The organism is Microvirga sp. P5_D2 (assembly GCF_054049475.1).
Window position 1 is genome coordinate 15007 of record NZ_JBFUMH010000015.1, and the last position, 22918, is coordinate 37924.

21 protein-coding genes, 1 tRNA gene and 1 pseudogene are annotated in these 22918 nt (G+C 58.7%); 14 read left to right on the forward strand and 9 right to left on the reverse strand.

The features are described from left to right. The first annotated feature begins 3 nt into the window (after window positions 1-3). The 3 genes from ACXJKO_RS07280 (at window position 4) to ACXJKO_RS07290 (ending at window position 3312) form a co-directional block, all read left to right on the forward strand. Window positions 4-1071 carry a branched-chain amino acid ABC transporter permease gene (locus tag ACXJKO_RS07280; RefSeq protein ID WP_457090417.1) on the forward strand — a complete coding sequence of 356 codons (1068 nt, stop codon included), beginning with the start codon at window positions 4-6 and terminating at the stop codon, window positions 1069-1071. Window positions 1072-1110: 39 nt separating this feature from the next. Beyond that, window positions 1111-2457 carry an ABC transporter substrate-binding protein gene (locus ACXJKO_RS07285; RefSeq protein ID WP_457090418.1) on the forward strand — a complete coding sequence of 449 codons (1347 nt, stop codon included), beginning with the start codon at window positions 1111-1113 and terminating at the stop codon, window positions 2455-2457. 87 nt (window positions 2458-2544) lie between these two features. Then, window positions 2545-3312: an ABC transporter ATP-binding protein gene (locus ACXJKO_RS07290; protein ID WP_457090419.1), complete on the forward strand. Its 768-nt coding sequence runs from the start codon at window positions 2545-2547 to the stop codon at window positions 3310-3312. Between the two features lie 1245 nt (window positions 3313-4557). Here the strand turns inward: ACXJKO_RS07290 and ACXJKO_RS07295 are convergent. From ACXJKO_RS07295 to ACXJKO_RS07330, 8 genes are all read right to left on the reverse strand, one after another. Then, a complete protein-coding gene (locus ACXJKO_RS07295; protein ID WP_457090420.1) occupies window positions 4558-5280 on the reverse strand; it encodes a Crp/Fnr family transcriptional regulator in 723 nt (240 codons plus the stop codon). Between the two features lie 789 nt (window positions 5281-6069). Next, window positions 6070-6146: transfer RNA gene (locus ACXJKO_RS07300), tRNA-Pro, on the reverse strand. Between the two features lie 129 nt (window positions 6147-6275). Then, window positions 6276-6485 carry a cold-shock protein gene (locus ACXJKO_RS07305; protein WP_457090421.1) on the reverse strand — a complete coding sequence of 70 codons (210 nt, stop codon included), beginning with the start codon at window positions 6483-6485 and terminating at the stop codon, window positions 6276-6278. 240 nt (window positions 6486-6725) lie between these two features. After that, window positions 6726-7838: a mandelate racemase/muconate lactonizing enzyme family protein gene (locus ACXJKO_RS07310; protein ID WP_457090422.1), complete on the reverse strand. Its 1113-nt coding sequence runs from the start codon at window positions 7836-7838 to the stop codon at window positions 6726-6728. Window positions 7839-7907: 69 nt separating this feature from the next. Further along, window positions 7908-8597 carry a GntR family transcriptional regulator gene (locus ACXJKO_RS07315; RefSeq protein WP_457090423.1) on the reverse strand — a complete coding sequence of 230 codons (690 nt, stop codon included), beginning with the start codon at window positions 8595-8597 and terminating at the stop codon, window positions 7908-7910. A 28-nt stretch (window positions 8598-8625) separates the two neighbouring features. After that, on the reverse strand, window positions 8626-10134 hold the full coding sequence (locus tag ACXJKO_RS07320) for a tripartite tricarboxylate transporter permease (protein WP_457090424.1): 1509 nt from the start codon (window positions 10132-10134) through the stop codon (window positions 8626-8628). 43 nt (window positions 10135-10177) lie between these two features. After that, window positions 10178-10645: a tripartite tricarboxylate transporter TctB family protein gene (locus ACXJKO_RS07325; RefSeq protein WP_457090425.1), complete on the reverse strand. Its 468-nt coding sequence runs from the start codon at window positions 10643-10645 to the stop codon at window positions 10178-10180. 69 nt (window positions 10646-10714) lie between these two features. Next, window positions 10715-11689, reverse strand: a complete 975-nt coding sequence (locus ACXJKO_RS07330) for a Bug family tripartite tricarboxylate transporter substrate binding protein (RefSeq protein WP_457090426.1) — start codon at window positions 11687-11689, stop codon at window positions 10715-10717. Window positions 11690-12856: 1167 nt separating this feature from the next. Between ACXJKO_RS07330 and ACXJKO_RS07335 the strand changes: the two genes are divergently transcribed. The 11 genes and pseudogenes from ACXJKO_RS07335 (at window position 12857) to ACXJKO_RS07385 (ending at window position 22136) form a co-directional block, all read left to right on the forward strand. Further along, entirely contained in the window at window positions 12857-13651 is a 795-nt protein-coding gene (locus ACXJKO_RS07335) for a MetQ/NlpA family ABC transporter substrate-binding protein (protein ID WP_457090427.1), read from the forward strand. A gap of 28 nt (window positions 13652-13679) precedes the next feature. Continuing rightward, a complete protein-coding gene (locus ACXJKO_RS07340) occupies window positions 13680-14426 on the forward strand; it encodes an enoyl-CoA hydratase/isomerase family protein (protein ID WP_457090428.1) in 747 nt (248 codons plus the stop codon). A gap of 38 nt (window positions 14427-14464) precedes the next feature. Next, on the forward strand, window positions 14465-16006 hold the full coding sequence (locus ACXJKO_RS07345) for a class I adenylate-forming enzyme family protein (RefSeq protein ID WP_457090429.1): 1542 nt from the start codon (window positions 14465-14467) through the stop codon (window positions 16004-16006). 413 nt (window positions 16007-16419) lie between these two features. After that, window positions 16420-17865, forward strand: a complete 1446-nt coding sequence (locus ACXJKO_RS07350; RefSeq protein ID WP_457090430.1) for an aldehyde dehydrogenase — start codon at window positions 16420-16422, stop codon at window positions 17863-17865. A 104-nt stretch (window positions 17866-17969) separates the two neighbouring features. Continuing rightward, window positions 17970-18458 (forward strand): peptide-methionine (R)-S-oxide reductase MsrB, encoded by a 489-nt coding sequence (msrB, locus tag ACXJKO_RS07355; protein ID WP_457090431.1) that lies wholly within the window; start codon window positions 17970-17972, stop codon window positions 18456-18458. An 18-nt stretch (window positions 18459-18476) separates the two neighbouring features. Beyond that, on the forward strand, window positions 18477-19220 hold the full coding sequence (gene msrA / locus ACXJKO_RS07360; RefSeq protein WP_457090432.1) for a peptide-methionine (S)-S-oxide reductase MsrA: 744 nt from the start codon (window positions 18477-18479) through the stop codon (window positions 19218-19220). Window positions 19221-19509: 289 nt separating this feature from the next. Further along, window positions 19510-19701: pseudogene (locus ACXJKO_RS07365) on the forward strand (PepSY domain-containing protein); the annotation flags it as partial. A gap of 542 nt (window positions 19702-20243) precedes the next feature. Next, on the forward strand, window positions 20244-20612 hold the full coding sequence (locus ACXJKO_RS07370) for a hypothetical protein (protein ID WP_457090433.1): 369 nt from the start codon (window positions 20244-20246) through the stop codon (window positions 20610-20612). A 180-nt stretch (window positions 20613-20792) separates the two neighbouring features. After that, window positions 20793-21119, forward strand: a complete 327-nt coding sequence (locus ACXJKO_RS07375) for a hypothetical protein (RefSeq protein ID WP_457090434.1) — start codon at window positions 20793-20795, stop codon at window positions 21117-21119. 114 nt (window positions 21120-21233) lie between these two features. Then, window positions 21234-21965 (forward strand): cysteine hydrolase family protein, encoded by a 732-nt coding sequence (locus ACXJKO_RS07380; protein WP_457090435.1) that lies wholly within the window; start codon window positions 21234-21236, stop codon window positions 21963-21965. A 15-nt stretch (window positions 21966-21980) separates the two neighbouring features. After that, window positions 21981-22136 carry a glycoside hydrolase family protein gene (locus ACXJKO_RS07385; protein ID WP_457090436.1) on the forward strand — a complete coding sequence of 52 codons (156 nt, stop codon included), beginning with the start codon at window positions 21981-21983 and terminating at the stop codon, window positions 22134-22136. A 195-nt stretch (window positions 22137-22331) separates the two neighbouring features. Here ACXJKO_RS07385 and ACXJKO_RS07390 read toward each other — a convergent pair whose 3' ends face one another. Continuing rightward, window positions 22332-22826: a MucR family transcriptional regulator gene (locus ACXJKO_RS07390; protein ID WP_457090437.1), complete on the reverse strand. Its 495-nt coding sequence runs from the start codon at window positions 22824-22826 to the stop codon at window positions 22332-22334. Window positions 22827-22918 lie beyond the last annotated feature (92 nt).

A 22918-nucleotide genomic window follows, 5' to 3' on the forward strand; every position in this document is an offset into this window, starting at 1 on the left:
TCCATGTCGCTTATCAGCTCTGAAGCACCGGCCGATTTTGTCGCCTCACCGGTCACCGGCTTCGACTCGAAGCGGATTGCCGCCACCTGCCTAGGTGCTGTGATCATCGCCGCGTATGGCCTCGTGCCCTTCATCGGAAACGACTACTGGCTTAACGCCATCCTCATCCCATTCCTGATCATGTCTCTGGCCGGGCTTGGGTTGAACATCATGATGGGCTATGCCGGACAGGCATCGCTTGGCACCGGGGCCTTCATGGCCGTGGGCGCTTACGCCACCTACAACGTCCTCCTCCGCCTCCCGGAACTCCCGCTCCCGATCAGTCTCCTTGCCGGAGGTCTGATTGCGGGTTTGGTCGGGGTGATCGTCGGCCTGCCCAGCCTGCGCATCAAGGGCTTTTACCTGATAGCCACCACCTTGGCGGCGCAGTTCTTCCTCGAATGGATGTTCAACCAGTACGGCTGGTTTTCGAACTACTCCACATCGACATCGATCTCGGCACCGCGGCTTTCTCTTCTCGGTCAAGACCTCAACACCACGGTCGGACGCTATCTCCTGACACTCGCGACTGTCAGCATCGTGGCGGCCGTCGCGTGGAAGCTCGTGCGAAGCCAGACCGGGCGGAACTGGATGGCGATCCGTGACATGGACACGGCGGCTGCGATCGTCGGGATCCCAGTCGGACAGGGGAAGCTGAGTGCCTTTTTCATCGGCGCCCTGATCTGCGGCTTGGCTGGGGCGCTCTGGGCGTTCGCCTATCTCGGGACAGTTGATGCGCGCAGCTTCAATCTCGACCGGTCCTTCCAGGTGATGTTCATCGTGATCATTGGCGGCTTGGGGAGCCTGATCGGTAACTTTCTGGGTGCGGCGTTCATCATCCTTCTTCCCATTCTGATCGACCACCTCGCCGATGACCTGCTCGGCGGCGCGATCGACGCCGGGCAATTGGAGAACTTCCAGAAGGTTCTATTCGGAGCCCTGATCATCTGGTTCCTGATCAAGGAGCCACATGGCCTGGCCGCCCTCCTGGGGCGGCTCCTGCGGCAGCTACAAGCCCTCGTTTCCCGCTGACCCCCATCCTCAATCGTCCTCAACAACGGAGAATTGTTTATGTCCCGATCCATAGGTAAGCCGTGGCGTGCTGTTGCGCTCGCCCTCTTTGGCCTCTCACTCACCGCGAGCCTGCCCGCCTCAGCTCAAGAGGCGAAGAAGCAGTATGTGCCGCTCGCGACATACCGGGTCGGAGCTTACGCTTCGAGCGGCATCCCGGTCTGGGCCGGAGCAATCGACTATTTCCGCTATGTCAACGAGGTCGAGGGCGGCATCAACGGCGTGAAGCTGTTCTGGGACGAGTGCGAAACCAACTGGGATGTCGAGAAAGGCGTCGAGTGCTACGAGCGCGTGAAGGGAGGCAAAGACGGATCGCCGGTGCCGATCTTCCTGCCCCACGGCGACCCTATCTCAAAGGCGCTCACCGAGAAGTCTGTTGCCGACAAGATTCCGCTTGTGACGCTCGCGTATGGGCGGACTGAGACGATCGACGGCCGTGTGTTTCCCTACTCGTTCCCAGTGGTGTTCAGTTTCTGGAGCGAGGCTTCCTCTGTCATCAACTTCATCGCCGAAAAGCAGGGCGGGAAGGACAAGCTGAAGGGCCTGAAGATCGTTACCCTTTATCATGACAGTCCCTATGGCAAGGAGACCCAAACGCCGCTGGCTTACCTCGCTAAAACGTATGGGTTCGAGGACATTCAAGTCCCGGTGCCGCATCCCGGCAACGATCAATCGGCCCAATGGGCAAAGATTCGTCAGCTGAAGCCGGACTGGGTTTTCCTACTCGGCTGGGGCGTGATGACGCCGGTTGCGATCAAGACCGCCGCCAAAGTCGGCTTCCCTGTCGATCGCGTCATCGGCGGCATTTGGTCTGGCTCGGAAGAGGATGTCCGGCCGGCCGGATCCGTCGCAAAGGGATACCTCGCCATCACGCCGTTCCCGGCCGGCTCCGATTTCGAGATCCACAAGAAGCTCAAGGAACATATCCTCGACAAGGGCCTCAGTGACCTGAAAGACCTGAAGAGCTTCGGTTCGGTCTACTACAACTCCGGCGTCAACGAGGCGATTATCACCGTCGAGGCTCTCCGCACAGCGCAGAAGAAGTTCGGCGCCCGCCCAATCAACGGCGAGGAGGCGCAGTGGGGGCTTGAAAACCTGAACCTGGACGACGCCCGTCTCAAGGAAATCGGTGCGCTTGGATTGCAGCAGCCCCTGAAGCTGTCGATCAAGGACCATGAGGGCGGCGGTGCCGGCAAGGTCCTGCAGTGGGACGGCGCCAAGTGGAACGTCGCCAGCGACGGCTGGGTCAGGTCGGACAGAGAGCTGCTTCTGCCCTTGATCTACGAGCGTGCGGCCGCTTACGCCAAAGAGAAGGGCATTACCCCCCGGAGTGAAGCGGTGAATTAATACCGGCTTGATAGCTGGACTGACGGACGGGCGTCGGCTCGTCCGTCAGTCTGCCGCATAACACGAGATCCTCCGACGGAAAGCCCAATGAGCGACGCTGAACCTTTTCTGAGCATCCAAGACGTGGAGGCGGTCTATGGCCAGTCCATCCTAGCCCTTCACGGCATATCAATCACGGTGGAGCCGGGCTCGATCGTGGCGCTGCTCGGGGCCAACGGCGCGGGCAAGACAACGACCCTGAAGGCAATCTCCAATCTGCTTGCGTCCGAGCGCGGACGCCTCAGTCGAGGTACGATCACGTGGCGGGGGCAATCCACCTCCGCGCTCGATCCGTCGGCCCTTGTCGGGAGAGGCATCGTTCAGGTTCTGGAAGGACGCCATGTTTTCCCCCAGTTAACGGTTGAGGAGAACCTGCTGACGGGGGCGTTTCTTCGCAAGCCGAGTCGTCGCCAAATTTCCGAAGAACTTGAACGCGTGTATGCTTGGTTCCCGCGCCTGAAAGAGAGACGCCGCACAAAGGCCGGCCTCACATCGGGCGGCGAGCAGCAGATGATCGCAATTGGCCGTGCGTTGATGACCCGCCCGACGCTCGTGCTGCTCGACGAGCCCTCAATGGGTTTAGCTCCAATCATCGTTGAAGAGATTTTCGAGATTATCAAGAAGCTGAACGAGCACGACAAGGTGAGTTTCCTGCTCGCCGAGCAGAATGCCGCCCTAGCGCTACGATACGCGGACCATGCTTATGTCCTTGAGACGGGTCGCGTCGTGCGATCGGGCCCGGCTGCGGAGCTGTCAACCAGCGATGATTTGAAAGAGCTATACTTCGGTGCTTCAGTTCCCTCGCTGAATCATTGATGATGCTGTAGGTTAAGCCCTCCTGCCCTCAGGTCATGTAAGGCCCCGTTCAGGGCCGGTCATCGTTGTGAGCTCATGTGAAAGGGGAGGGCAAGTTGCTTTCTGCCTTGCACCGGAGCTTCCATAAGCCCAGCTCGTTCGAGCCATTGCTGGAAACGCCGGTCTGCGACGTGCTTAGCCTTCTGCTGTGTATCCTCGATGCCTTGCAACTGCACCCCGGCTGATGTCGGAACATCATTCAGATACCAACGGAAGCGGCCCTGGTCGCTTCCGCTCAAGACGCGGTACACGCGTGCAAAGACGTGGAGGTGCAGACTGCCCACCACATCGTGAGGGTTGTTGTCGTCAGGGATTGTAGGCTTCCACCGCAGTGCCATTTCGCGCCTTTCTCAGCACTCACACTGCCTACACCGGAAGGGCTAAAGAGATGTTATTGGATCTTCTGCCACAACGATTGTAATCCAGCATTTCAAATGCTGCTGTAACCCGTGCGTGCCCTGAACCAACATGAGATCGCTTTCATACAAGGTGGCGCAGGCGCGCCCGGTAGGCTCGCGGCTGCGGTCTCTCTTGTTTGCAACGAACCGATCCTGAACAGGCCTCTCAGAGGAGGGTTCGCTGTCTCGGGAACAGCCCTACTCTTCGTCTGATTTCTTTATCCTTCAGCCATTGCCTGTGAGTGAACGGCAGGCGGCCACTCCTACCCGGTAGGTTAACTGTCAGGCCCAACTCAGATGGCCAGAGGAGCTTACCCTACCTTACTGACATGTGACGCCTCCCAACTGAAGGTTCAGCAACGCGAATACTCCTGAGGAGTGCTACGCTATCGTACTGTCCTCAGGTAATATGTGCCCAGGCGTGGAAAACCAACAACTTTACCACGTCAGCTTCAGGGGAGGGCACCTATGACTGCTGTTCATTCACTGGCACCCAACGGCCCCACAGCACGCGATTGCACCTTCAATCTGTTTAGGAACAGACTGCGACCAATGATTATCTGCGCCGTGCCTGAGCATTCTCCCATCCCGAGCTTCATCAATTCGGACGACTGGAGGTTTGACCAAGTGCTTCGCCCTGCAGATGTGACGCCGGTCGGCTTCCGCAGCCGGACTGCACAGGCAGGTGCGCGTTTCAACAGTTACTATCTCTTTCAAACCACAGCGGCTGCTCGCGGCGCTAGCATTGCCTAAGACCACGGCGGCTGGCTCCGAACCATGTCGTGTGGAGACCTGAACAGCAATGATGCTAAGGGGCGCTGGGGAGGCGTTGTTCGAAGCGTTGGCGGGTCAGGCTATAGCACTCGCACACAGCCGCCTCGAGACCTGGCCGATCCGTAACCGTAATGAGGGCCCGCCCCTGGCGGATCAGGCCGGAGCTCTGCAAGTTCCGAACCACCAGGGTGACCGTTGAGCGCTGCACTCCCAACATGGCTGACAGGTGCTCGTGGGTGAGGGGCAGGGTATCGGCGCCGATCCGGTCCTGCATCGTCAGGATCCAGCGGCAGCAGCGGGCCACCACGCTGTGCACCGTGTTACACGCCATCGACTGCAGGGCTTGGGCCAGCAGCGCCTCAACAAAGCGCAGGACCACCTCCCGGACGGCGGGACGCGTCTCGAAGGCGTGGCGCAAGGCTGGAGTGGGAATGCGCAAGGCGGTGCCGGTGCTCTGGACGATATAGCGCCCCAGCGAGCGATGAGTTGCTAGGGCCGCGGCCAAACCAAACATCGCCTCACGTCCGAATACGGCCATTTCCACTGTCTTGCTGTTGGCCAGGACCGTCACCAGGGAAACCACTGCCGTCTGGGGAAAGTAGGCATAGGGCATCTCATCATCGGTCTCATGAATGACAGTACCCTTCACCAGCTTCACCGGCTCCAGATGYGGGTCCAGGGACCTGAAGTCCTCAGAACTCAGTGCAGCGAGCAGGTGATTGGTGCAGTGATCCAGCGGATGTTTGGACTTGCCCATAGCAACACTCCTGCGGACAGTCGGCGCTATGTCGGCAGTCTTGAGACGGGCCTACGGCAGCTGAGAGCACAAGTGAATGGCGACGACTGCTGTTGCGATCGCAAGCGTGGTGAGACACAGGTCAACAAACCAAGGCGACGCTCTGCTGGTGATAGAAAGCTGTTTCAGCAAAGTACAACTCAAAGGGATGCACGAACACAAGTTAGTGCCCTAGCTGGGTCGGAAGACCTGCAAGTCAACCCGGCTAACATGCAGCGGGACAACCATGTTGGACCTGTGCTGGAATCATCACGAAGAAGAATTAGGCTTCCTGCAGGTGTCCAAGTTCCATAATCTTTGACCAGCTCTGTGCTGGTCGCCGCAAAGTTAAGATGGCGCTGCTGCTCATCATCTCCCAAGACTTCTTGTCAAAACTCTCGTTCGGCGAAATTCGTGCAATCGCAGGCCACCACATCCGGGCACACTACCGGCGGAGCTCGAATGTTTACCGAAGAGGGCGAAGCTCGCGCTCTTAAAGGGAATGGGGCTTCGGGATGACGGCACTAAGGTCCACCGTGGGCGCTGCGTGGTGCTGCRGGCGCGTTTTCGACTGCCGAGAGGAGAGGGATGCCATGGATACTCAAAAGGGCATAGGAGCCGATAGGATCACAATAGAAGTGCCTGTTCTGCGCGTCGAGACGGACTTTGAATGGGCGGCTCACGTTATGAATAGCCGCCTATCAGCCGCGCAGGATCCTAGTGAAGAGGTGAGGGTCCTGTCCACTCGGCCTGGGCCGACGTCTCCGGCATTGGTCGGGGCGGCAGGATTTGAACCCGCGACCCTCTGCTCCCAAAGCAGATGCGCTACCAGACTGCGCTACACCCCGTAGATGCCAGAAGCCGACACTCAGTACCACTGAACAGGGAAAATAACCAGGAGCCCTGCGCTCCCTCGAATGAAACGGCCGCTCCGATTGGGGCGGCCTGAGATTCATCCCCTTATTGCTGCCGTCGGTTCAGGCCGTCTTCAGATCAACGGCCGACTCTTTGCCGGTGCGGCGGTCTGCCTGAACCTCATAGGAGATCTTCTGACCTTCCGCGAGGCCGCGTAGGCCGGAGCGCTCCACAGCGCTGACATGCACGAACACATCCTTGCCACCGGCATCCGGCTGAATGAAGCCATAGCCCTTCTGTTCGTTGAACCACTTCACAATCCCTGTCGCCACGAAAGTATTCCCTTTATCTTGCTGTTGATTGAGACCCTAACACCTGCCTGCTTGCTGCCGCTCATTGCAGGGCTTGCAGCCTTCGCACAAGCATCAGTTTATCCAGCCGACGCCACCAATCAAGCCGAGCCGACTATCGCCAAAGGGAAAGGGGCTGCTGAGCGATCCACGGCCCTTTCGATTGCTGAGCGTCCCGCCACAGTCACCTGAAGGCCGAAGAGAAGGGTACGGTCGTGTCGCTTAAGTCCTGACCTCGAATTCCGCGACCAGTCCGTCCTTCGGCTCAAGTCCCGTACCCGGCGCGGTCGAGACGTGAAGGAAGCCTTCGATCGGCTGAGGCACCTCCTTGAAGATGGCGTTGTAGGCCATCCACTTGTGAAAGTGATACTCGACGATCGTTCCACTGGCGAGACCGGCTTGGAGTGCGACGTTGTGCGGGCCGCTGCCGTTCCCGTGCCCGATGGGCTTGTTGAAGGCCTTGGCCAGGGCGGCTATGCGCAATCCCCCAGTGTAGCCGCCGTCGTTGTTCACGTTTGGCTGGACGATATCAACGGCATCCGCGAGCAGCAGGTCCCGCATGGAATACTTGTGGTTTTCGGCGACACCGATTGGGATCGTCGTTTTCTCCTTGAGGGCTACGAGAAGCCGCGGATCGTTGTCGAGGCAAGGTTCCTCGAAAAGGCTGATGTCCAATTCCTCGACGAGACGGCACAGACGAATGGCCGAGTCAGATGTCATCCTCGCGTTGGCGTCCATAGCGAGTTTAACGTTCGGTCCGACGGCGTCGCGCATGGCTTTCATGCGGACGTAGTCATCATCGGGATCCGGCACAGCCTGACGTCCCACGGTGTTCTTGAGGTAGTTGTTGCCCAGATCGACGAGGTGCTTGGCCTCCGCTGCGAGTTCCTCGGGGCTGTAGACCGGGGCGCCCCCATAGGCGGCGCCATGGGTAATGTAGACGGGAATCTTGTCGACGGCGCCACCGAGTAACTTGTGAACCGACTGGTTGCACGCTTTGCCCTTGAGGTCCCACAGGGCGATGTCGATCGTGGACAGGGAACTGACGAGGGCACGCCCGAGGTCACGTTGCGCGAAGATGAATTGCTTGTGCAGCTTCGCGGCGATCCGCTCGATCCGCATCGGATCCTCGCCCACGAGGGACGGAGCGACGTAGTTGTTGATGAAGTTGGTCATGCTCGGGTGGAAGTACCCACCCATGCCCCAGCCGACGAGACCGTCATTGGTTTCGATCTCAACCATGACCGTCCGCTCCACGTTCGGCAGCTTCCTGAACGGCGGCGGCGTGATCGGGATGTTGTCCAGGTAGTGGGCTTCTACGCGTGCAATCTTCAATTGGGTCTCCTTTTGTCGTTGCGATCGGTCAGGCGCTTCGTGGCATCGGTCGGCTTGGCGTGATCTTCTCTACGTGGGTGGCGAGAACATCGGGGCGAGGCGGTCGAGATAGATGTCGAGCGCGTTCCGGATATGAAGCCGCATCAAATTCTCGGCATTGTCCGGTTCACCTGCCTCGATCGCCTCGAGAATGTCCTGATGCTCCTTCGTGCGCTTGGGCGCGCGGGCGGGATCCTCCGCGAGGATGTAACGATAGCGCTCCAATCCGAGGTAAAGCTCGGCGAGCATATCGGATGCGCGCGACATGCCGCTCAGCCGGATGATCTCCGCGTGAAAGCTCTCGCCGAGCGTGAACAGGTCGAACGGATTGCCGAACCCTTTGGTATCGATCTGCTGACAGATCAGCCGCGCCCGATCGGTCGATACCTCGCCCCTGCTGACGCGTATCGCGGCGCGGCTGGCGACGAGTCCCTCGATGCGTTCGCGGAGGTTCGACAACTCCTCAATCTCCTCGGCCCGCAGCGGGGACACGTAGAGTGCGCGGTTCCGTTGCTTGATGATCAGGCGAGCATTCTCGAGACGCACGAGGGCAGCCCGCAAAGGTGTCCGGCTCACGCCGAGGTCGGCTGCTAGCTGTTCCTCGGTAATGCGCGATCCTGCGGGAAGCTCTCCCGTCACGATGCGGCGCACGAGTTGGGCGAAGGCCCAGTCAGGAGCGGATTCCTTGCTTTCCATCGGCAGCATGAGATTCGAAACCATGGTGATCATCCAAAGCGACAGGTTAGGTTCAGGCGGTCTTCAGCCTGGCCTGGAAGGTGGCCAACCATTTCCGTCCGAGGGGCACGAGGAACAGCGCCGCCGTCAAAAGGAACAGAACAAGGGCGAGAGGGCGTTCGACGAAGATCGTCGGATCGCCGCCCGAGCTCAGCAGGGCGCGGCGCACGCCTTGCTCCAGGATGGGACCGAGCACCACGCCGAGGAGGGCCGGAACGGCGGGATAGCGCAGCTTTGCCATTACCCACCCAAGGATGCCGAAAGCCAGGGCGCACCATACGTCGAACATGCTGTAGTTGATGCCGTATACACCGAACATCACGATCCCGGCGATCAGCGGAAGCAGCAGGGCGAGTGGCACGTAAACGATCGAGGCCAGCACGGGCGTGAGCAGGATCGTCAGGAAGACGAGCATGAGGTTACCCGTATAGAAGGTGCCGATCATGGGCCACACGAAGTCGGCATTCTCCTGGAACAGGAGCGGACCCGGTTGGAGGCCCAGCATCAGCAACCCGCCAAGCATGACGGCCGTCGTGCCAGACCCCGGGATGCCGAGCGTGAAGAGTGGAATCATGGCCGAATAGGATGCGGCGTTATTGGCAGCTTCGGGGGAGGCGACGCCCTCGATGGCTCCCTGGCCGAACCGCTCCGGCGTCTTCGACATCTTCTTCGATGCCGCATAGGAGAAAATGGTTGCAGCCGTCGCTCCGGCACCGGGAAGCACGCCGACGATAAAGCCGACGAGAGATCCCACGACGAGATCCTTCCAGCAGATCACCATGTCGCGCAGGCGCGGGAACAGGGACCGGAAGGTGTAGGTTGGTGTGAATGCTGCTCCTTCGGTCTTCTCGCCGATCGCCGAGAAAACCTGGCCGAGGCCGAAGATGCCAATGGCAACCACAGAGAACTCGAGTCCGTCCATGAGGTTGACCGTTCCCATCGTGTAGCGGGGCGCACCCGTCACCATGTCGAGACCGATCATGCCGAGCCACAGGCCCAGCGCCAGGGACGCGAAGCCCTTCCAGCCATCGGAGCCGCCGAGGACCGTCGTAAATGACAGCGCCATAACCATCAACGCCGTCATTTCGGCCGGGCCGAAGGCGACGGCAAACTCGGCGAAGGGAGCGGCCACGGCGGTAAAGAGAACGAGGGCGATCAGTCCGCCGACGAAGGAGGCGTATACACTCATCCCGAGTGCCCTGCCTGCCTCCCCTTTGCGAGCCATCGGGTAGCCATCCATGGTGGTCATCATGGATGCGGACTCCCCGGGAATGCCAAGCAGAATCGACGTCACGGCACCGCCGTACATCGCGCCGTAATAGACGCCCGCGAGGCCGGCCATGGCCGTCGTGGGCTCGAACTTGACGACGAGCGGCAGCATGATTGCAACCGCCGCAGCCGGACCCAATGCGGGCAGGACACCTACGGCAAGTCCGAGGAGGACGCCGATGAGGGTCGCGAGCAGCATCTTGTAGCTCAGGGCCTCGGCGAGGCCGCCTGCAAGAAGGTTAATGGTTTCCATGTCCTGCGCTCATTCGTTGGATTCCGGGGGCTTCGGACCTGGTTCACTCGCCGAGGAAGCCGTAGGGGATCGGGACGTTGAGTCCGTAGTCGAACAATAGGTAGGCGAAGACGGCGAAGGCCATGGCGACGGACCAGACGATCACATGTCCCCGCGGGGTTTTGGGCACCTCGATCAGATAAGCCACCGCTGCGACGTAGAGCGGCGTCAGGAGAACCATGCCGACAGTTTCCGCGAGGAGGAGAAAGAGCGCGGTCGCAACGATGATGCCGCCAATGGGCAGCAATTCGGCAAGAGGGATCGTCTCCGATGCCTCGTCCTGACCACGGAGCTCACGGGAGAGGATGCCGACCGCGCTGACGGAGAGCAGTCCGCCCGAGATGAGTGGGAAGAAGCCAGCACCCGTGATGTTGTCCCCGAGAACGCCGTAGGAAAATGCCTGGGCCACGACCCATGCGCCCATGATGAGGAGGAATAACGCGAACCCGACTTCCAGGCGGTACAGCTTCATGTCGATCGACCTTCCGATGGGATGGTGTCTGCGCGGCCGGCGCGGTAGCTGCAGCCACGCAGTTCAGGGTTACTGGCTGGCTTTGATCTTCTTCATATACTCGGAGTACATATCGCTGTACTTCGGCATCGCCTCGCCAAATGCCTTGCTGTCGAGGAAAACCGGCACGGCGTTGTTGCGGTCGACATACTCGGCCTTCCACTCCGGCGACTCGGCTACCTGCTTCATGACGCCCTCCCAGAACTTGACGGCCTCGTCGGGAATGTCCTTCGGCATCACGATCCCACGCAACTGGGTGAGTTCGATGTCGAAGCCCAATTCCTTGAAGGTCGGAACATCGGGGAGTTGTTCAAGGCGGGTTCCGGACGTCACCGCGAGGGCCTTCAGCTTGCCGGCCTTGACCTGCGAGAGAACTTCAGAGGGATTGCCGAATTGGACGTCGATGTGACCTCCGAGGACGGCGCTCAAAACCTCCCCGTCACCGCCGAAGGGAATGGTGCGGGCCGTGATGCCAAGCGGCTTCTCGAGCATTCCGGCAAGAAGGCCGGGGTCCGTCACGACGCCCGTTGTACCAACGCGGATGGTCTTCTTGGCCTTGATCGCATCGAAGGTATCGAGACCGGAATCCGCCTTGACCGCCATGACGTAGGGATCGGCAGCAATGGCTGCGATCGGAGTAAAGTCCTTGTATGTTACGGGGGATTGGCCGAGCAGCGGCGTCGTGAAGAAGCTCCCGCCGATCGTGCCAAGGAAGTACGGGTTGGCCTTGCGCTGGGCCACGAAGTTGTAGCCGACGGCACCGCCGCCRCCGGGACGGTTCTCGATCATGATCTTGGTCGGAACCAGATTCTTCTTCTCGATGATGTTGGCGATGGTGCGGGCAACGATGTCGCTGCCTCCACCTGCGGATCCCTGCACAACGAAGGTGAAGTCCCTTTCCGGATAAGGCGCCGCGTTCGATGCGGACGTCGCGAGGATGGCTACAGCGGTGATGATCCCGCCGACCGTCTTTCTTCCGAGGCCTGACCAGTTGGACTTTCTCATTGTTATCCTCCCTGTAGTGAGACCTTGATCATCTAAGATTGTACGATTGGATACAATTATACTATTGTCGAGATGCCATCTTTGGTTGGGCAGTTGCGAGATCATAGGAATGTTGCAAGCCGATATCCGCCGGCGAGGTATGCCCTGAGGAAGGCCAATATGATCGATTCTCCTTCGCCTGCGACCTCCCGGGTCGTTAGGCGTCGGGACGATCTCGAATGACCGTGTCTGATGGGATCAATCTTCAGAATTCTGCTGATGCTCTAGGCGATGATGCCAACCCAACCGCTACGGCCATGATCAGTTATTCACACGATGGCTGGACAAAGCCCCACTTTACGTGACGCTGATCCGCACGTATTCGAACGACAATGTCACAGCCAATCGATCGATCAGTTGTTCGTAGATGAGTCAATCGACTAGAAGGACACGCATGGCGGTTTGCCGATCATCACCGTAGGACTCGATCGCAGAAGCGACATCCGTGTCCCTCTGATCGATGTCGGGCTCGGACTGAACGTGATGAGCCATCGTCGCTATCCTTTAAGAGCAGCGATCCTATAGCTTCGAACGGAGCAGGCACTACGACCAGCCCATATCCCGCTGTCCCACGAGCAAGGCATAGCAGTTTAATTTCTATAATGTTTGTTATCGGCTCCTTCCTTGTAGCCGCAAAGTTAAAATGTCCCACTGGGCCAACTATTCAACGTCACGCATTCCTGAGCGGCAGTGGATGGGGATGTGACAAGGGCTGGATAGAATCGGCGAACGGGAGCACGCAAAGGTTTTTGTTTCCAGTCTATTGACATCATAACCGACCTAAGTAACGATCATATCGTTCGATATTAAGAACTTATCCAGCGCTTAGGTCTCAATGCCCTAGGAAGGCGATGCCATGTCCTACGATGCTCGTTTCACCCTATCTGATGTAAGAGCCGACGATGAGCCATAACGTCGGCTGTCGTGCGGCGTGAAAGCAGGGTGAGAATGCGCACGCTTCCCGCCAGCAACTCCGCCGACACAACTCAACTGCATCGTTCTATTTTCTCTCAGACCTCAGTTACACCATCGTCCAATTGGCAGGTGAGGGGCCTCTTGCGTCTGAGCTCGCTCGACAGAGAGCTATCAATCAGCACATCAAACACATATCCCGTATGGAGCAGATGAATGAAGAATGGACTCATGCGAGCGCTGCTCGCCGCGCTGTTGACGGTCTCGGCTGCAGGCGCACTGTCAGCACAAGAAAAGAGCCTGAAGCTTGGAGTGACAGCAGGACCATATGGAGACGTTGATCGCTTCGCTGCAAGCCTTGCTTCGAAGCAAGGGCTGAATGTTGAGGTGATCGAGTTTGCTGACTACCAAATGCCAAACGTTGCCTTAGCGTCTGGGGACATCGACTTCAACGATATGCAAAGTCGGAAATACCTCAGGGCGCAGACAGAGGCACGTGGATACGATTTTGTTGTCATCGCTCCAACGATCATTGTGCCGATCGGCCTCTATAGTAGCAAGCATCAGAACATTTCTGACATTCCCGCTGGTGGTCAAATCGGTGTGCCAAACGACCCAGCCAATCTGACCCGAGCGCTTGGCTTTCTGGAACGGCGTGGGCTTATCAAACTTAAGCCAGAGTCCCAGGACAATGCTACTCTCTTGGATATATCCGAAAATCCTAAGAAGCTCCGCTTCGTTGAGCTGGATCATGGATTGCTGGCGCGATCGCTGGACGACACGGAAGCATCCATCATTACTCTCAACTATGCACTGAATGTTGGCCTTGATCCGAGCAAAGCACTGTCGCTTGAGGATTATACGAATGACTTCAACACAGTCAATTTTGTGGCGAAGCGTGGACGGGAGAATGAGCCTGGAATCCAGAAGTTCATCGGCATCTACAGATCAGACGAAGTAAAGAACTTCGTACGTGAGAAGTTCAAGGGCCACGTGCTTACGGCTTGGTAGTTCGGGAAGCGGAGAAGATCGAGTCTCGATGTCAAACATTTCGATTGAACGTGATGGCAGCCTCGCCATTGTGCGCATGCTCCGTGAGCAAAAACGGAATGCTCTCAACGTTGCCCTCATTGAGGACATGCACGACGCTGCCTTGGCATTGCGCAGGGAGCGTGACCTGTCAGTCGTCATCCTCAGCGGCGGTCCCGGCGGGTTTTCTGCCGGCGGCGATTTGAATGAACCACTTCAGTTCAACGAGGATATCTCGATCTACGATAAGCGTCACTACGCTCTCCTTGGAACTGAGATGGTTCGGCTTTGGCATGCTCTTCCTCAGGTCACAATCGCAGCAGTCGAGAAGTTCGCCATAGGAGGTGGCCTCACGATCGCCATGGCGTGCGATTTTAGGGTTTGTAGCCGGTCCGCCTATTTCTGGGTGCCGGAGGTGGGACTGGGGTCGAACTATGGCTGGCATTCTACTCCACGCCTCATTGCTCTTGCCGGCGCAGCCGTCACCAGAAGGATGATATTGCTGGGCGAGCGCATTCACGCCGAGGAAGCTCTCGGTTGGGGATTGATTGACCGCCTTGTTGAAGACGGCGAGGCTGAAAGCGGTGCGATCGATCTCTCCCGGACCTTACTGGCCCAGCCACGGATGGCTCTTGCTGTCAGCAAGCAGAATATCAATTCGGCCCTGGATGTGCTGAATGATGTGTCAAGTCATGGCGACATGGAGCAGGTTCTGCTCTGTCGTGAGGATCACAACCAGTCTCGGATGCGGGGCTAAGGAAGGCGGCTGTGTACCATCTCCCAAGAGCTCAAAGCTTGGCTGAGTATGCCTTCCTGAATGCCGAAATCGCGCCGGAGCGGCTGGCGATCGCGTCCGAGACTCACGAGCTGACTTACTCCCAGCTTGCTGATGAGGTTCGGAAGACAGCTCATTTCCTGCTCGGGCTTGGGATTTCTCCCGGGGACAATATCGCGGTGTTAACGACGCCGCGTGCTGACGCCTTCATCCTCTTTCTTGCAATCAACACCATCGGTGCGGTGTGGCTTGGGCTTAACCCACGCTATAGGCAGCCCGAGCTTCAGTATATCTTAGAGGACGCGAGGCCGCGCTTCCTCTTTCACATCGGCGAATTCAGAGGGCGCGATTATCACTCCGATATCGCTTCGCTCATTGCGGGCATGGACTTCATTAAGGGCTGTTACGCGCTCGATGGTAGTGACAAGAGATCGCTCTGGGAACTCGTGCATGACTACTCCTCTTCGGTTGCGAGTGAGGATGTCTTGGCCAACGGCCACCGGAGCGACTTCCCGGCAATGCTCGTTTACACGTCAGGCTCAACTGGGCGGCCGAAGGGCGTGCTTCTACCGAACAAGGCGATGGTTCAGCGCAGTCGTACCCAGCTTGCCCAATGGCCAACGCGCAGCTATCCAGTCGTCTACAACCCCTATCCGATGAATCATATCGGGAGCCTTCATTGGGTCTCGTCCTATGCCATTGTAGGAGGGGGGACAATCCATTTTCGGCAGCAGTTCGAGGCAGAAGAGCTGCTCAAGCTGGTCGAGACTCACAAGGTCAATGTCCTTGAGCTGTTTCCGACGATGTATAAGCTTTTGCTCGAGGCACCATCGTTCGACCCCTCGAAGCTCCAATCCATCGAGTGGCACATCTACTCCGGTGCCCCGATGCCGATTGACATCCTAGTTGTTCTGAAGGGAATGAGCGGGCGCATTGGGACGTCGTACGGCATGTCGGAAACCTGCGGTTCCGTGACATACGCTCGACCAGATACCGACTTGGAAACGCTTGCCATTACAATCGGTCGCCCTGTTCCTGAAGGCGAAGCTCGACTCATGAGCGACGATGGACTTGTAAGCGAAGTCGGAAAGCGTGGGGAGATACAAGTCCGCCCTGAATATTGCATGCTGGGTTATCTCAACCAGCCTGACTTGAGCACGAAAGCATTTACGGAAGATGGCTGGCTCCGGACCGGCGACGTCGCGGAGCTTCTGCCGGATGGGAACCTGCGCTTTGTGGGACGTTTGTCCGATATGTACAAGTCAGGCGGTTATAATGTCTATCCGCGCGAGATTGAAATCGTTCTGGAGGCTCACCCAGCCATCGCACTTGCTGCAGTCATAGGAGTTCCTGATCCGGTCTTCGGAGAGGTCGGTATTGCGGTTGTCGAATTAAAGCAAAGCGCTGAATTGAACCCTTCTGTTCTCAAAGAGTGGTGCTCTTCACAACTGGCAGACTATAAAATCCCAAAGAAATTTGAGCTCCGCCAAGAACTGCCTCTGCTTTCAGTTGGAAAGGTGGATAAGGTGAGCCTTCGAGCTGAGTTGCGGTCCCGGGCATAGGTAGCAACAGCTAGAGGTACTTGTTTAAGCATCGCTGTGCCCTGACCCATAGCGCAAGACAGTTCTTGTCAAAACGTTTCTTCAGCGAAATTCGGCAAGCCTGCAGTCCCGACCGCCATTTAGAGGCACATCACGGATAGATGCTCAGATGTCCGTTAACGACAGCAAAGCAGGCGTTCCTGAAGGCTAGGGGAGATTCCTGCTTTGACCCCAAGCGGTCCTTCCCGATCCCGCGCCTGCGGTTCGTTCCTCATGCTGATGCCCAAGGGAGTACAGGCGGTAATAGGACGGCTTGGATTTGGCCCCAAGGTCCGGATAGGACATTCTCGGGCGGCAGGGTTGCCCCCGCCAGCGGGCTCTCTATCAATGAGGAATAGCCGGCTTGCTCCCTAGGAGGGGAAACGGAGGACGTCATGGATACTCGGCTTCTGATCGGTGGGCGCGGGGAGGCAGCCCACAATGGCGCGACCTTCGAGCGGCGGGATCCCGTGACAGGCGAGGTCGCTACCCGGGCGCCGGCGGCCGGAGCCGAGGACGCCAACAGGGCGGTCGATGCGGCAGCGGCCGCGTTCCAGGCCTGGGCCGGGATGGGGCCGGGTGAGCGCCGGGTCCTCCTCCTGAAGGCCGCTGACCTCATGCAAGCCAACGTTGATCGGTTCACGGATCTGATGATTAGGGAAACGGGAGCCACGGCACCGTGGGCTGGGTTTAACGTGAACCTAGCCTCGAACATGCTGCGCGAGGCCGCCGCCATGACGACGCAGATCACAGGTGAGGTCATCCCGTCCGACAAGCCGGGCACGACGGCGCTCGCAATCCGCCAGCCCGCCGGCGTATGCGTCGGCATGGCACCCTGGAATGCCCCCGTGATCCTCGGAACGAGAGCGGTTGCCATGCCACTGGCCTGCGGCAACACAGTCGTGCTGAAGGCTTCCGAACTGTGCCCCGGCACGCATCGTCTGATCGGCCAGATCCTGTCCGAGGCCGGCCTGCCGCCAGGGGTCGTCAACGTCGTGACCCATACCGCTGCCGATGCTCCGGCCGTTGTGGAAACTCTAATAGCTCACCCCGCCGTCAGGCGCATCAACTTCACGGGCTCGACCCGGGTCGGGAAGATCATCGCCGAGACAGCCGCGAGGAACCTAAAGCCGGTCCTGCTGGAACTGGGGGGCAAGGCACCGCTCATCGTGCTCGACGACGCCGACATTGATGCGGCGGTGAATGCGGCTGCCTTTGGAGCCTTCCTGAACCAAGGTCAGATATGCATGTCGACGGAACGGATCATCGTCGATGAGGCCATTGCCGACGAATTTGTGGCAAAACTCGCCGCCAAGGCGAAAGCGCTGCCCGCCGGGAACCCGCGTGAGCAGGTCGTGCTCGGTTCGGTTGTCAACATCGAGGCGGCCGAGCGCATCGAAGAGTTGGTGCAGAACGCCGTGGCACAGGGTGGGTCCGTTGTGGCCGGAGGAGGCCGAAACGGCACGATCATGGAGGCGACACTCGTGGACAACGTCGTCCCTGGCATGCGCATCTACGCCGAGGAGTCCTTCGGTCCGGCCAAAAGCATTATTCGCGTCAAGGGCGTGGAAGAGGCTATCCGCGTTGCCAACGATACGGAGTACGGACTCTCATCCGCAGTATTCGGGCGGGATGTCCAGCGGGCGCTGCAAGTGGCAAAGCGCATCCAGGCTGGCATCTGCCACATCAACGGTCCCACCGTCGGCGATGAAGCCCAGATGCCCTTCGGCGGCGTCAAGGGCTCCGGTTACGGTCGGTTTGGCGGCAAGGCAGCGATCGCGGAGTTCACGGACCTTAGGTGGATCACGATCGAGGACCCGGGCCAGCATTACCCGTTCTGAAGCCGAGCCTTCGGCAGACGGCCTGGCCATGCGACACCCCGGGCACCTGCCTTGATGTTGACACGCGGAGGCGCATTCCTTGTCAGGCTCTGGAGGTGGTCACCATGATAACGCGGCGTGTTTTGGTGGGCGGCGGGGTGGCAAGCCTGGCCTTGGCCGCCGGGCTACTCAGGCGCGCACCTCCTGCCTTAGCCGGTGAAGGCTTCGGCGTGGCTCACACCGATACGGAGTGGCGCAAGCTTCTTAAGCCGGATCAGTACTCCGTACTCAGGCAGAGCGGCACCGAGGCTCCATTCTCGAGCCCATTGCTCAACGAGCACCGCGACGGGACCTTCACCTGTGCCGGCTGCCAACGCGATCTGTTCTCCTCCAAGACCAAATTCGAGAGCGGGACCGGATGGCCAAGCTTCTGGGCGCCGTTGGAAAAGTCCGTGGGGCTTGCGGAAGACACGTCCTACGGCATGGTGCGGACATCGGTCCATTGCAGTCGCTGCGGTGGCCATCTCGGCCATGCATTCGATGATGGTCCGCCTCCGACAGGCCAGCGATACTGCATGAACGGGGTCGCCATGAACTTCATTCCTGCCGCCTGATTCAAAGGGAGTTTCTCGATGCGCCAAGCCCGCGCCGTCACTGTCGAACGCAGCACTTGGCGTTCACACGCCGCCCTCGTGACATCGGCCCTGCTCATGACGGTTGGGATCGTGACAGCCCAGCCCTCCGGTGCACAGGAAGGCATTGCCATACCAGCCCCGACACTGGACCTGCCCGTCCGCCCAGTCGCCACAGAGACAGCGGTCGTGGCTGGGGGCTGCTTCTGGGGCGTCCAGGGCGTGTTCCAGCATGTGGCAGGCGTTTCGAACGCCGTCTCCGGGTATGCGGGTGGCGCGAAGAAGACCGCACACTACGAAGAGGTCGGCACAGGCACGACCGGTCATGCCGAGGCTGTCGAGATCACCTATGACCCGAGCAAGATCAGCTACGGCAAGATCCTCCAAATCTTCTTTGCCGTGGCTCACGACCCGACCCAGCTCGACAGGCAGGGGCCAGATGTCGGGACGCAGTACCGGACGGCCATCTTTCCCCGTAGTCGTGATCAGGCCGATGTCGCCAAGGCCTACATTGCACAACTCGATCAGGCACGGACGTACAGGAAGGCCATCGTCACGACTCTTGAGCCGGACCGGGCATTCTACCGGGCGGAGGACTACCACCAGGATTTCTTGACGCTCAATCCGACCTATCCCTACATCGTTCACAACGATCTGCCGAAGGTCGAGAACCTCAAGCGCCTGTTCCCGGACCTTTACCGCGAACGTCCTGCCCTGGTGTCGCAGTCGAGCCGAACGAATTGACCGGTAATCCAGGCTTGGAAAGCGAGGCCCTGCGGTTCCCATCCAGTTCGTTCATGGGGTCAAGGTCAACTCGACTTCATCGCATTTAAGGGGCGACGGGCAAGGCGTTCGACCTGGATCCGGAGGTCCGGGATGGCCACGATCTCCCACAACTGCTCGATGGAGGAGGTCCGACGACATGAAGTCGATGTGAGGGGATGCCTTTTGCGTTGCGGACAGCGCAAGTATCAGCAACGTCGATGCCGAGGTAAAGCGGGTCCGGGCGCAGTTTCCCTTGCGTGAACAAGGTGGCATGCCGTGGTCGAACGTCTGGGGTGGCAAGGTCAACGAATGGGCCAATGGCAACAACTTCGGCTACCCGGCCGGCGTGCGCGTGGCCGTGCCGATGTCGGACGAGCACCTGAACCACGTCAGCCCTACGACCTGGTCTCTGGAACAGGCGCAGGTTCCGGAGCCCGGCGGCCACGCCCATGGGGCGGAATTAACCGCCGATCCTAAATGTTGGAAAACCTATTCTCTTGAGACGCCTGAGTTCGGGCGTGATCTCGTCGATGTGGAAATGGATCGTGCAGTCACAACCAACAGTATGGCGAAGACAATACTTAAGCATCAGGCCCGTTTGGACGGCTCGATACGGGTCATCTCAAACAAGGCGAGCATGATCAACGGCGTCCAAACACCGATCTCGGCCCGTGGTTCGAACGGATATATCGGTCAGGATCTGCTCCAAACGATGATGTTTCTGGCTCCCGAGGTACATGAACAAATGCTCGTTTTTAATGCTTACACAGGACGTGATGACTGCGTTCTTCTCTACCATATGGATATCTTCAATCAAACCTGCGGGCGTAACCTGGGATACCGCCGCAAAGGCGATGCAAAGCATTATCTGATCGCCCACCCCAAAGTCTTCGCGTTTTTGGTTGAGTCCGCCGCTTTCGCGTATTCGCGTTATGATATCGTGGTGCACGTGACGAAGAGGCAACGGATCACGATCCGAGCTTCCAGTCAGGAAAGGGCCGCATGATGTCGGATCTGAATGACCTGCCTGATTGCATCCTCGACATGCTCACGAGACCGACAGTCGAAACGCTCGTTCGGTTCTTCCCGGAGCGCACGTACGTCCATACGATCCATTGGAGCGAATGTCTCAAGGAGGAAAAGCGTTTCAAGCAGTTCTTGGAGCACAGCGGTCATCCGGAGTGGGAGCGCATAAACTCCTTTAGGGTTGTGGCAGATATCTTTGAAGGAAGGCTGTGGGACCTTGCTAATGAGCACGGTGTTCGTCCCTGCCATGGAACATCTGGGCGGAACGGGGATGGCGACCTTGAGATCGTTATGGTCTTCGCCTCCGTAAAGGATGCCATGGTCTTCAAAATGGCCTTGCCCTGACGATCATGACGGCCCGAGGAGGCATCTTCGGGCGACCATTTTTAGGGGGCTGCCGCGACGCTCCATGAACTGCTGAAAAATGGTTTGAAGAGGACGGTCGCTGGGAGGCAGGATTGAAAATCGGTTTTGCCCTCGCCGAGTTCGGCTGCATGGTAGCTTCAACCTGTTCGACGTGCCCCTATGACCGACCTTCACCAGCAAATCTCCGATCTCGAAGCTGAGATCGACGCCTTGTCCGATATCGCCGAGCAGTGCCGGAAAAGCATGATCGTAGCGAAGGTGGCGACTGGTGCAGGCATCCTGCTGTTCCTGGCGTCTCTTCTGGGCCTACTCCGGACCGATGCCATCGTTCTCGTCATTGGGATCGCTTCCGCACTGGCTGGGATCGGGTTCCTCGGATCAAGCAAAGGCTCCCTCGATCAAATCATTCGAAACGTCAGGGTGCTCGAAGCACGTCGGGCCGAGATGATCGACGCAATGGAACTTCGAACGGCGGCAGATATCTGAGAGAGCGTCCCCAGAGCGAACGTAGTCTACAGGGATCTGCTACTTTATTTCTACTGCCGCTTTGCTTACAGCCGGGTCAGGAGTATCCTCATTAGGCGATCAGGAGGGCTCGCCATGACACCTTCCAACAGCCAGATTATCGTCAGCGCAAAGCCTGAAGCTGTCGCTCTCGATGTATCGCAGACCGCCGTCATTGTCGTGGATATGCAGAACGACTTCGGCGCTGAAGGTGGAATGTTCGCTTTAGCTGGGATCGACATCTCAGGTATCCGAAAAGCCATTGCACCCACTGCTCGGGTTCTGTCTGCCGCCCGTCGAGCCGGTTTGCCGGTCATTTACCTGAAAATGGGCTTCGATCCTGACCTCTCGAATGCTGGCCATTTGGAGGCCCCGAACTGGATCAAACATAGACCTCTGCGCGTGGGTGATGTCACGATGGCTCCTGATGGCACTGCAAGCCGCATTCTGGTCCGCGATACGTGGAACACCGAGATTGTCCCTGAACTCACGCCTGAACCGGGCGACACCGTGATCTATAAGCACCGCTTTAGCGGCTTCTATGAGACGGAGTTGGATCAGGTTCTCAGGAAGCGCTCCATCACAAGCCTGATCTTTACCGGCTGCACCACGAGCGTGTGCGTCGAGTCCACGATCCGCGATGCCATGTTCCGCGACTACACCTGCCTGCTCCTGGAGGATTGCACCGCTGAGCCTATTGGGAGTGGTCTCCCTCGCAGCAATCATGATGCGTCCCTGCTGGCAATTCAGATGCTCTTCGGGTGGGTATCCGGCTCGAACGAACTGATCACCGCCCTTGAGGCGCATACAACACCAGTTCTGGCCTAAACGCATTCGCATGACGTGAGCGCATTGCTTTGGGACGGGCTGGCAAGCCAGTTCCAAATTCAAGGAACCGCAGACGAGTTGTTGCGATGGAATCAAGCGCGGGACCGGGCGCTTCCTGGATTGACCAGACGACGGCTCGCCGAGCGAGACCTGTTCTTCAGCGAGGCTTGATCGTTATTCGTAAGAACCGATGTCCGGAAAGGCGGTTAAGATCCGCCGCAGCACGGACGCTGGTCGAACTGTTTGGTGAAGGGTTTCGGACGGTTACAGGGAGGGCGGGGCAGATTCATCCCGCACTGAGACCGGACTGTGAACGTAGAAAGGCCGCTCGATATGAGCGGCCTCTCAGACTTATCGCGGCTGTCTTTAGACAGCCTTTTTCCGTCCGCGCTTAGCGGGAGCCTTTGCAGGAGCAGCCTTCACTTCGTCATTGGCTGCGGCTTTGGCCTGGGCTGCCTTTGAGCGTCTCTGGCCAAGGCCCGTGCTCCTCGCCAATTCCGAGCGGATCTTAGCATAATTCGGCGCGACCATCGGATAGTCGCGAGGCAAGCCCCACTTCTCCCTGTAAGCCTCGGGGGTCAAGCCCAGCTTTCCAAGGTGCCGCTTGAGCGATTTGTACTGCTTTCCGTCTTCCAGGCTGATCAGGTAGTCCGGGGTGACAGACTTCCGCACGGAGACGGCGGGCGTTGGCTTCGCCTCGTCCTGCTTTGCAGCGGGCTGGCCGACATTCTGGAGAGCAGCGTGGACATTCCCAATGAGACTGGGCAGGTCCGCAACCGGCACAGAATTGTAGCTGACGAAAGCTGATACGATGTCAGCCGCAAGCTCAATGTAGTTCGATAAAGGTGTTTCGTCGGACATTAGAAAAGCCTTTGCTTGAGGCACCTGCCAGGGCTGTGACCTCGTGTGCTACGTTCGCGAGTTGCAAGTAGCTAATGAGCGGCAGCTAAAGG

What these genes read in the sequence shown, in the direction of transcription:
- ACXJKO_RS07280 (WP_457090417.1), top strand. Translation starts at nt 4, where the DNA reads ATGTCGCTTATCAGCTCTGAAGCACCGGCCGATTTTGTCGCCTCACCG.
- ACXJKO_RS07285 (WP_457090418.1), top strand. Translation starts at nt 1,111, where the DNA reads ATGTCCCGATCCATAGGTAAGCCGTGGCGTGCTGTTGCGCTCGCCCTC.
- ACXJKO_RS07290 (WP_457090419.1), top strand. Translation starts at nt 2,545, where the DNA reads ATGAGCGACGCTGAACCTTTTCTGAGCATCCAAGACGTGGAGGCGGTC.
- ACXJKO_RS07315 (WP_457090423.1), bottom strand. Translation starts at nt 8,597, where the DNA reads ATGGTTTCGAATCTCATGCTGCCGATGGAAAGCAAGGAATCCGCTCCT.
- ACXJKO_RS07320 (WP_457090424.1), bottom strand. Translation starts at nt 10,134, where the DNA reads ATGGAAACCATTAACCTTCTTGCAGGCGGCCTCGCCGAGGCCCTGAGC.
- ACXJKO_RS07325 (WP_457090425.1), bottom strand. Translation starts at nt 10,645, where the DNA reads ATGAAGCTGTACCGCCTGGAAGTCGGGTTCGCGTTATTCCTCCTCATC.
- ACXJKO_RS07335 (WP_457090427.1), top strand. Translation starts at nt 12,857, where the DNA reads ATGAAGAATGGACTCATGCGAGCGCTGCTCGCCGCGCTGTTGACGGTC.
- ACXJKO_RS07340 (WP_457090428.1), top strand. Translation starts at nt 13,680, where the DNA reads ATGTCAAACATTTCGATTGAACGTGATGGCAGCCTCGCCATTGTGCGC.
- ACXJKO_RS07350 (WP_457090430.1), top strand. Translation starts at nt 16,420, where the DNA reads ATGGATACTCGGCTTCTGATCGGTGGGCGCGGGGAGGCAGCCCACAAT.
- msrB (WP_457090431.1), top strand. Translation starts at nt 17,970, where the DNA reads ATGATAACGCGGCGTGTTTTGGTGGGCGGCGGGGTGGCAAGCCTGGCC.
- msrA (WP_457090432.1), top strand. Translation starts at nt 18,477, where the DNA reads ATGCGCCAAGCCCGCGCCGTCACTGTCGAACGCAGCACTTGGCGTTCA.
- ACXJKO_RS07370 (WP_457090433.1), top strand. Translation starts at nt 20,244, where the DNA reads ATGATGTCGGATCTGAATGACCTGCCTGATTGCATCCTCGACATGCTC.
- ACXJKO_RS07375 (WP_457090434.1), top strand. Translation starts at nt 20,793, where the DNA reads ATGACCGACCTTCACCAGCAAATCTCCGATCTCGAAGCTGAGATCGAC.
- ACXJKO_RS07380 (WP_457090435.1), top strand. Translation starts at nt 21,234, where the DNA reads ATGACACCTTCCAACAGCCAGATTATCGTCAGCGCAAAGCCTGAAGCT.
- ACXJKO_RS07390 (WP_457090437.1), bottom strand. Translation starts at nt 22,826, where the DNA reads ATGTCCGACGAAACACCTTTATCGAACTACATTGAGCTTGCGGCTGAC.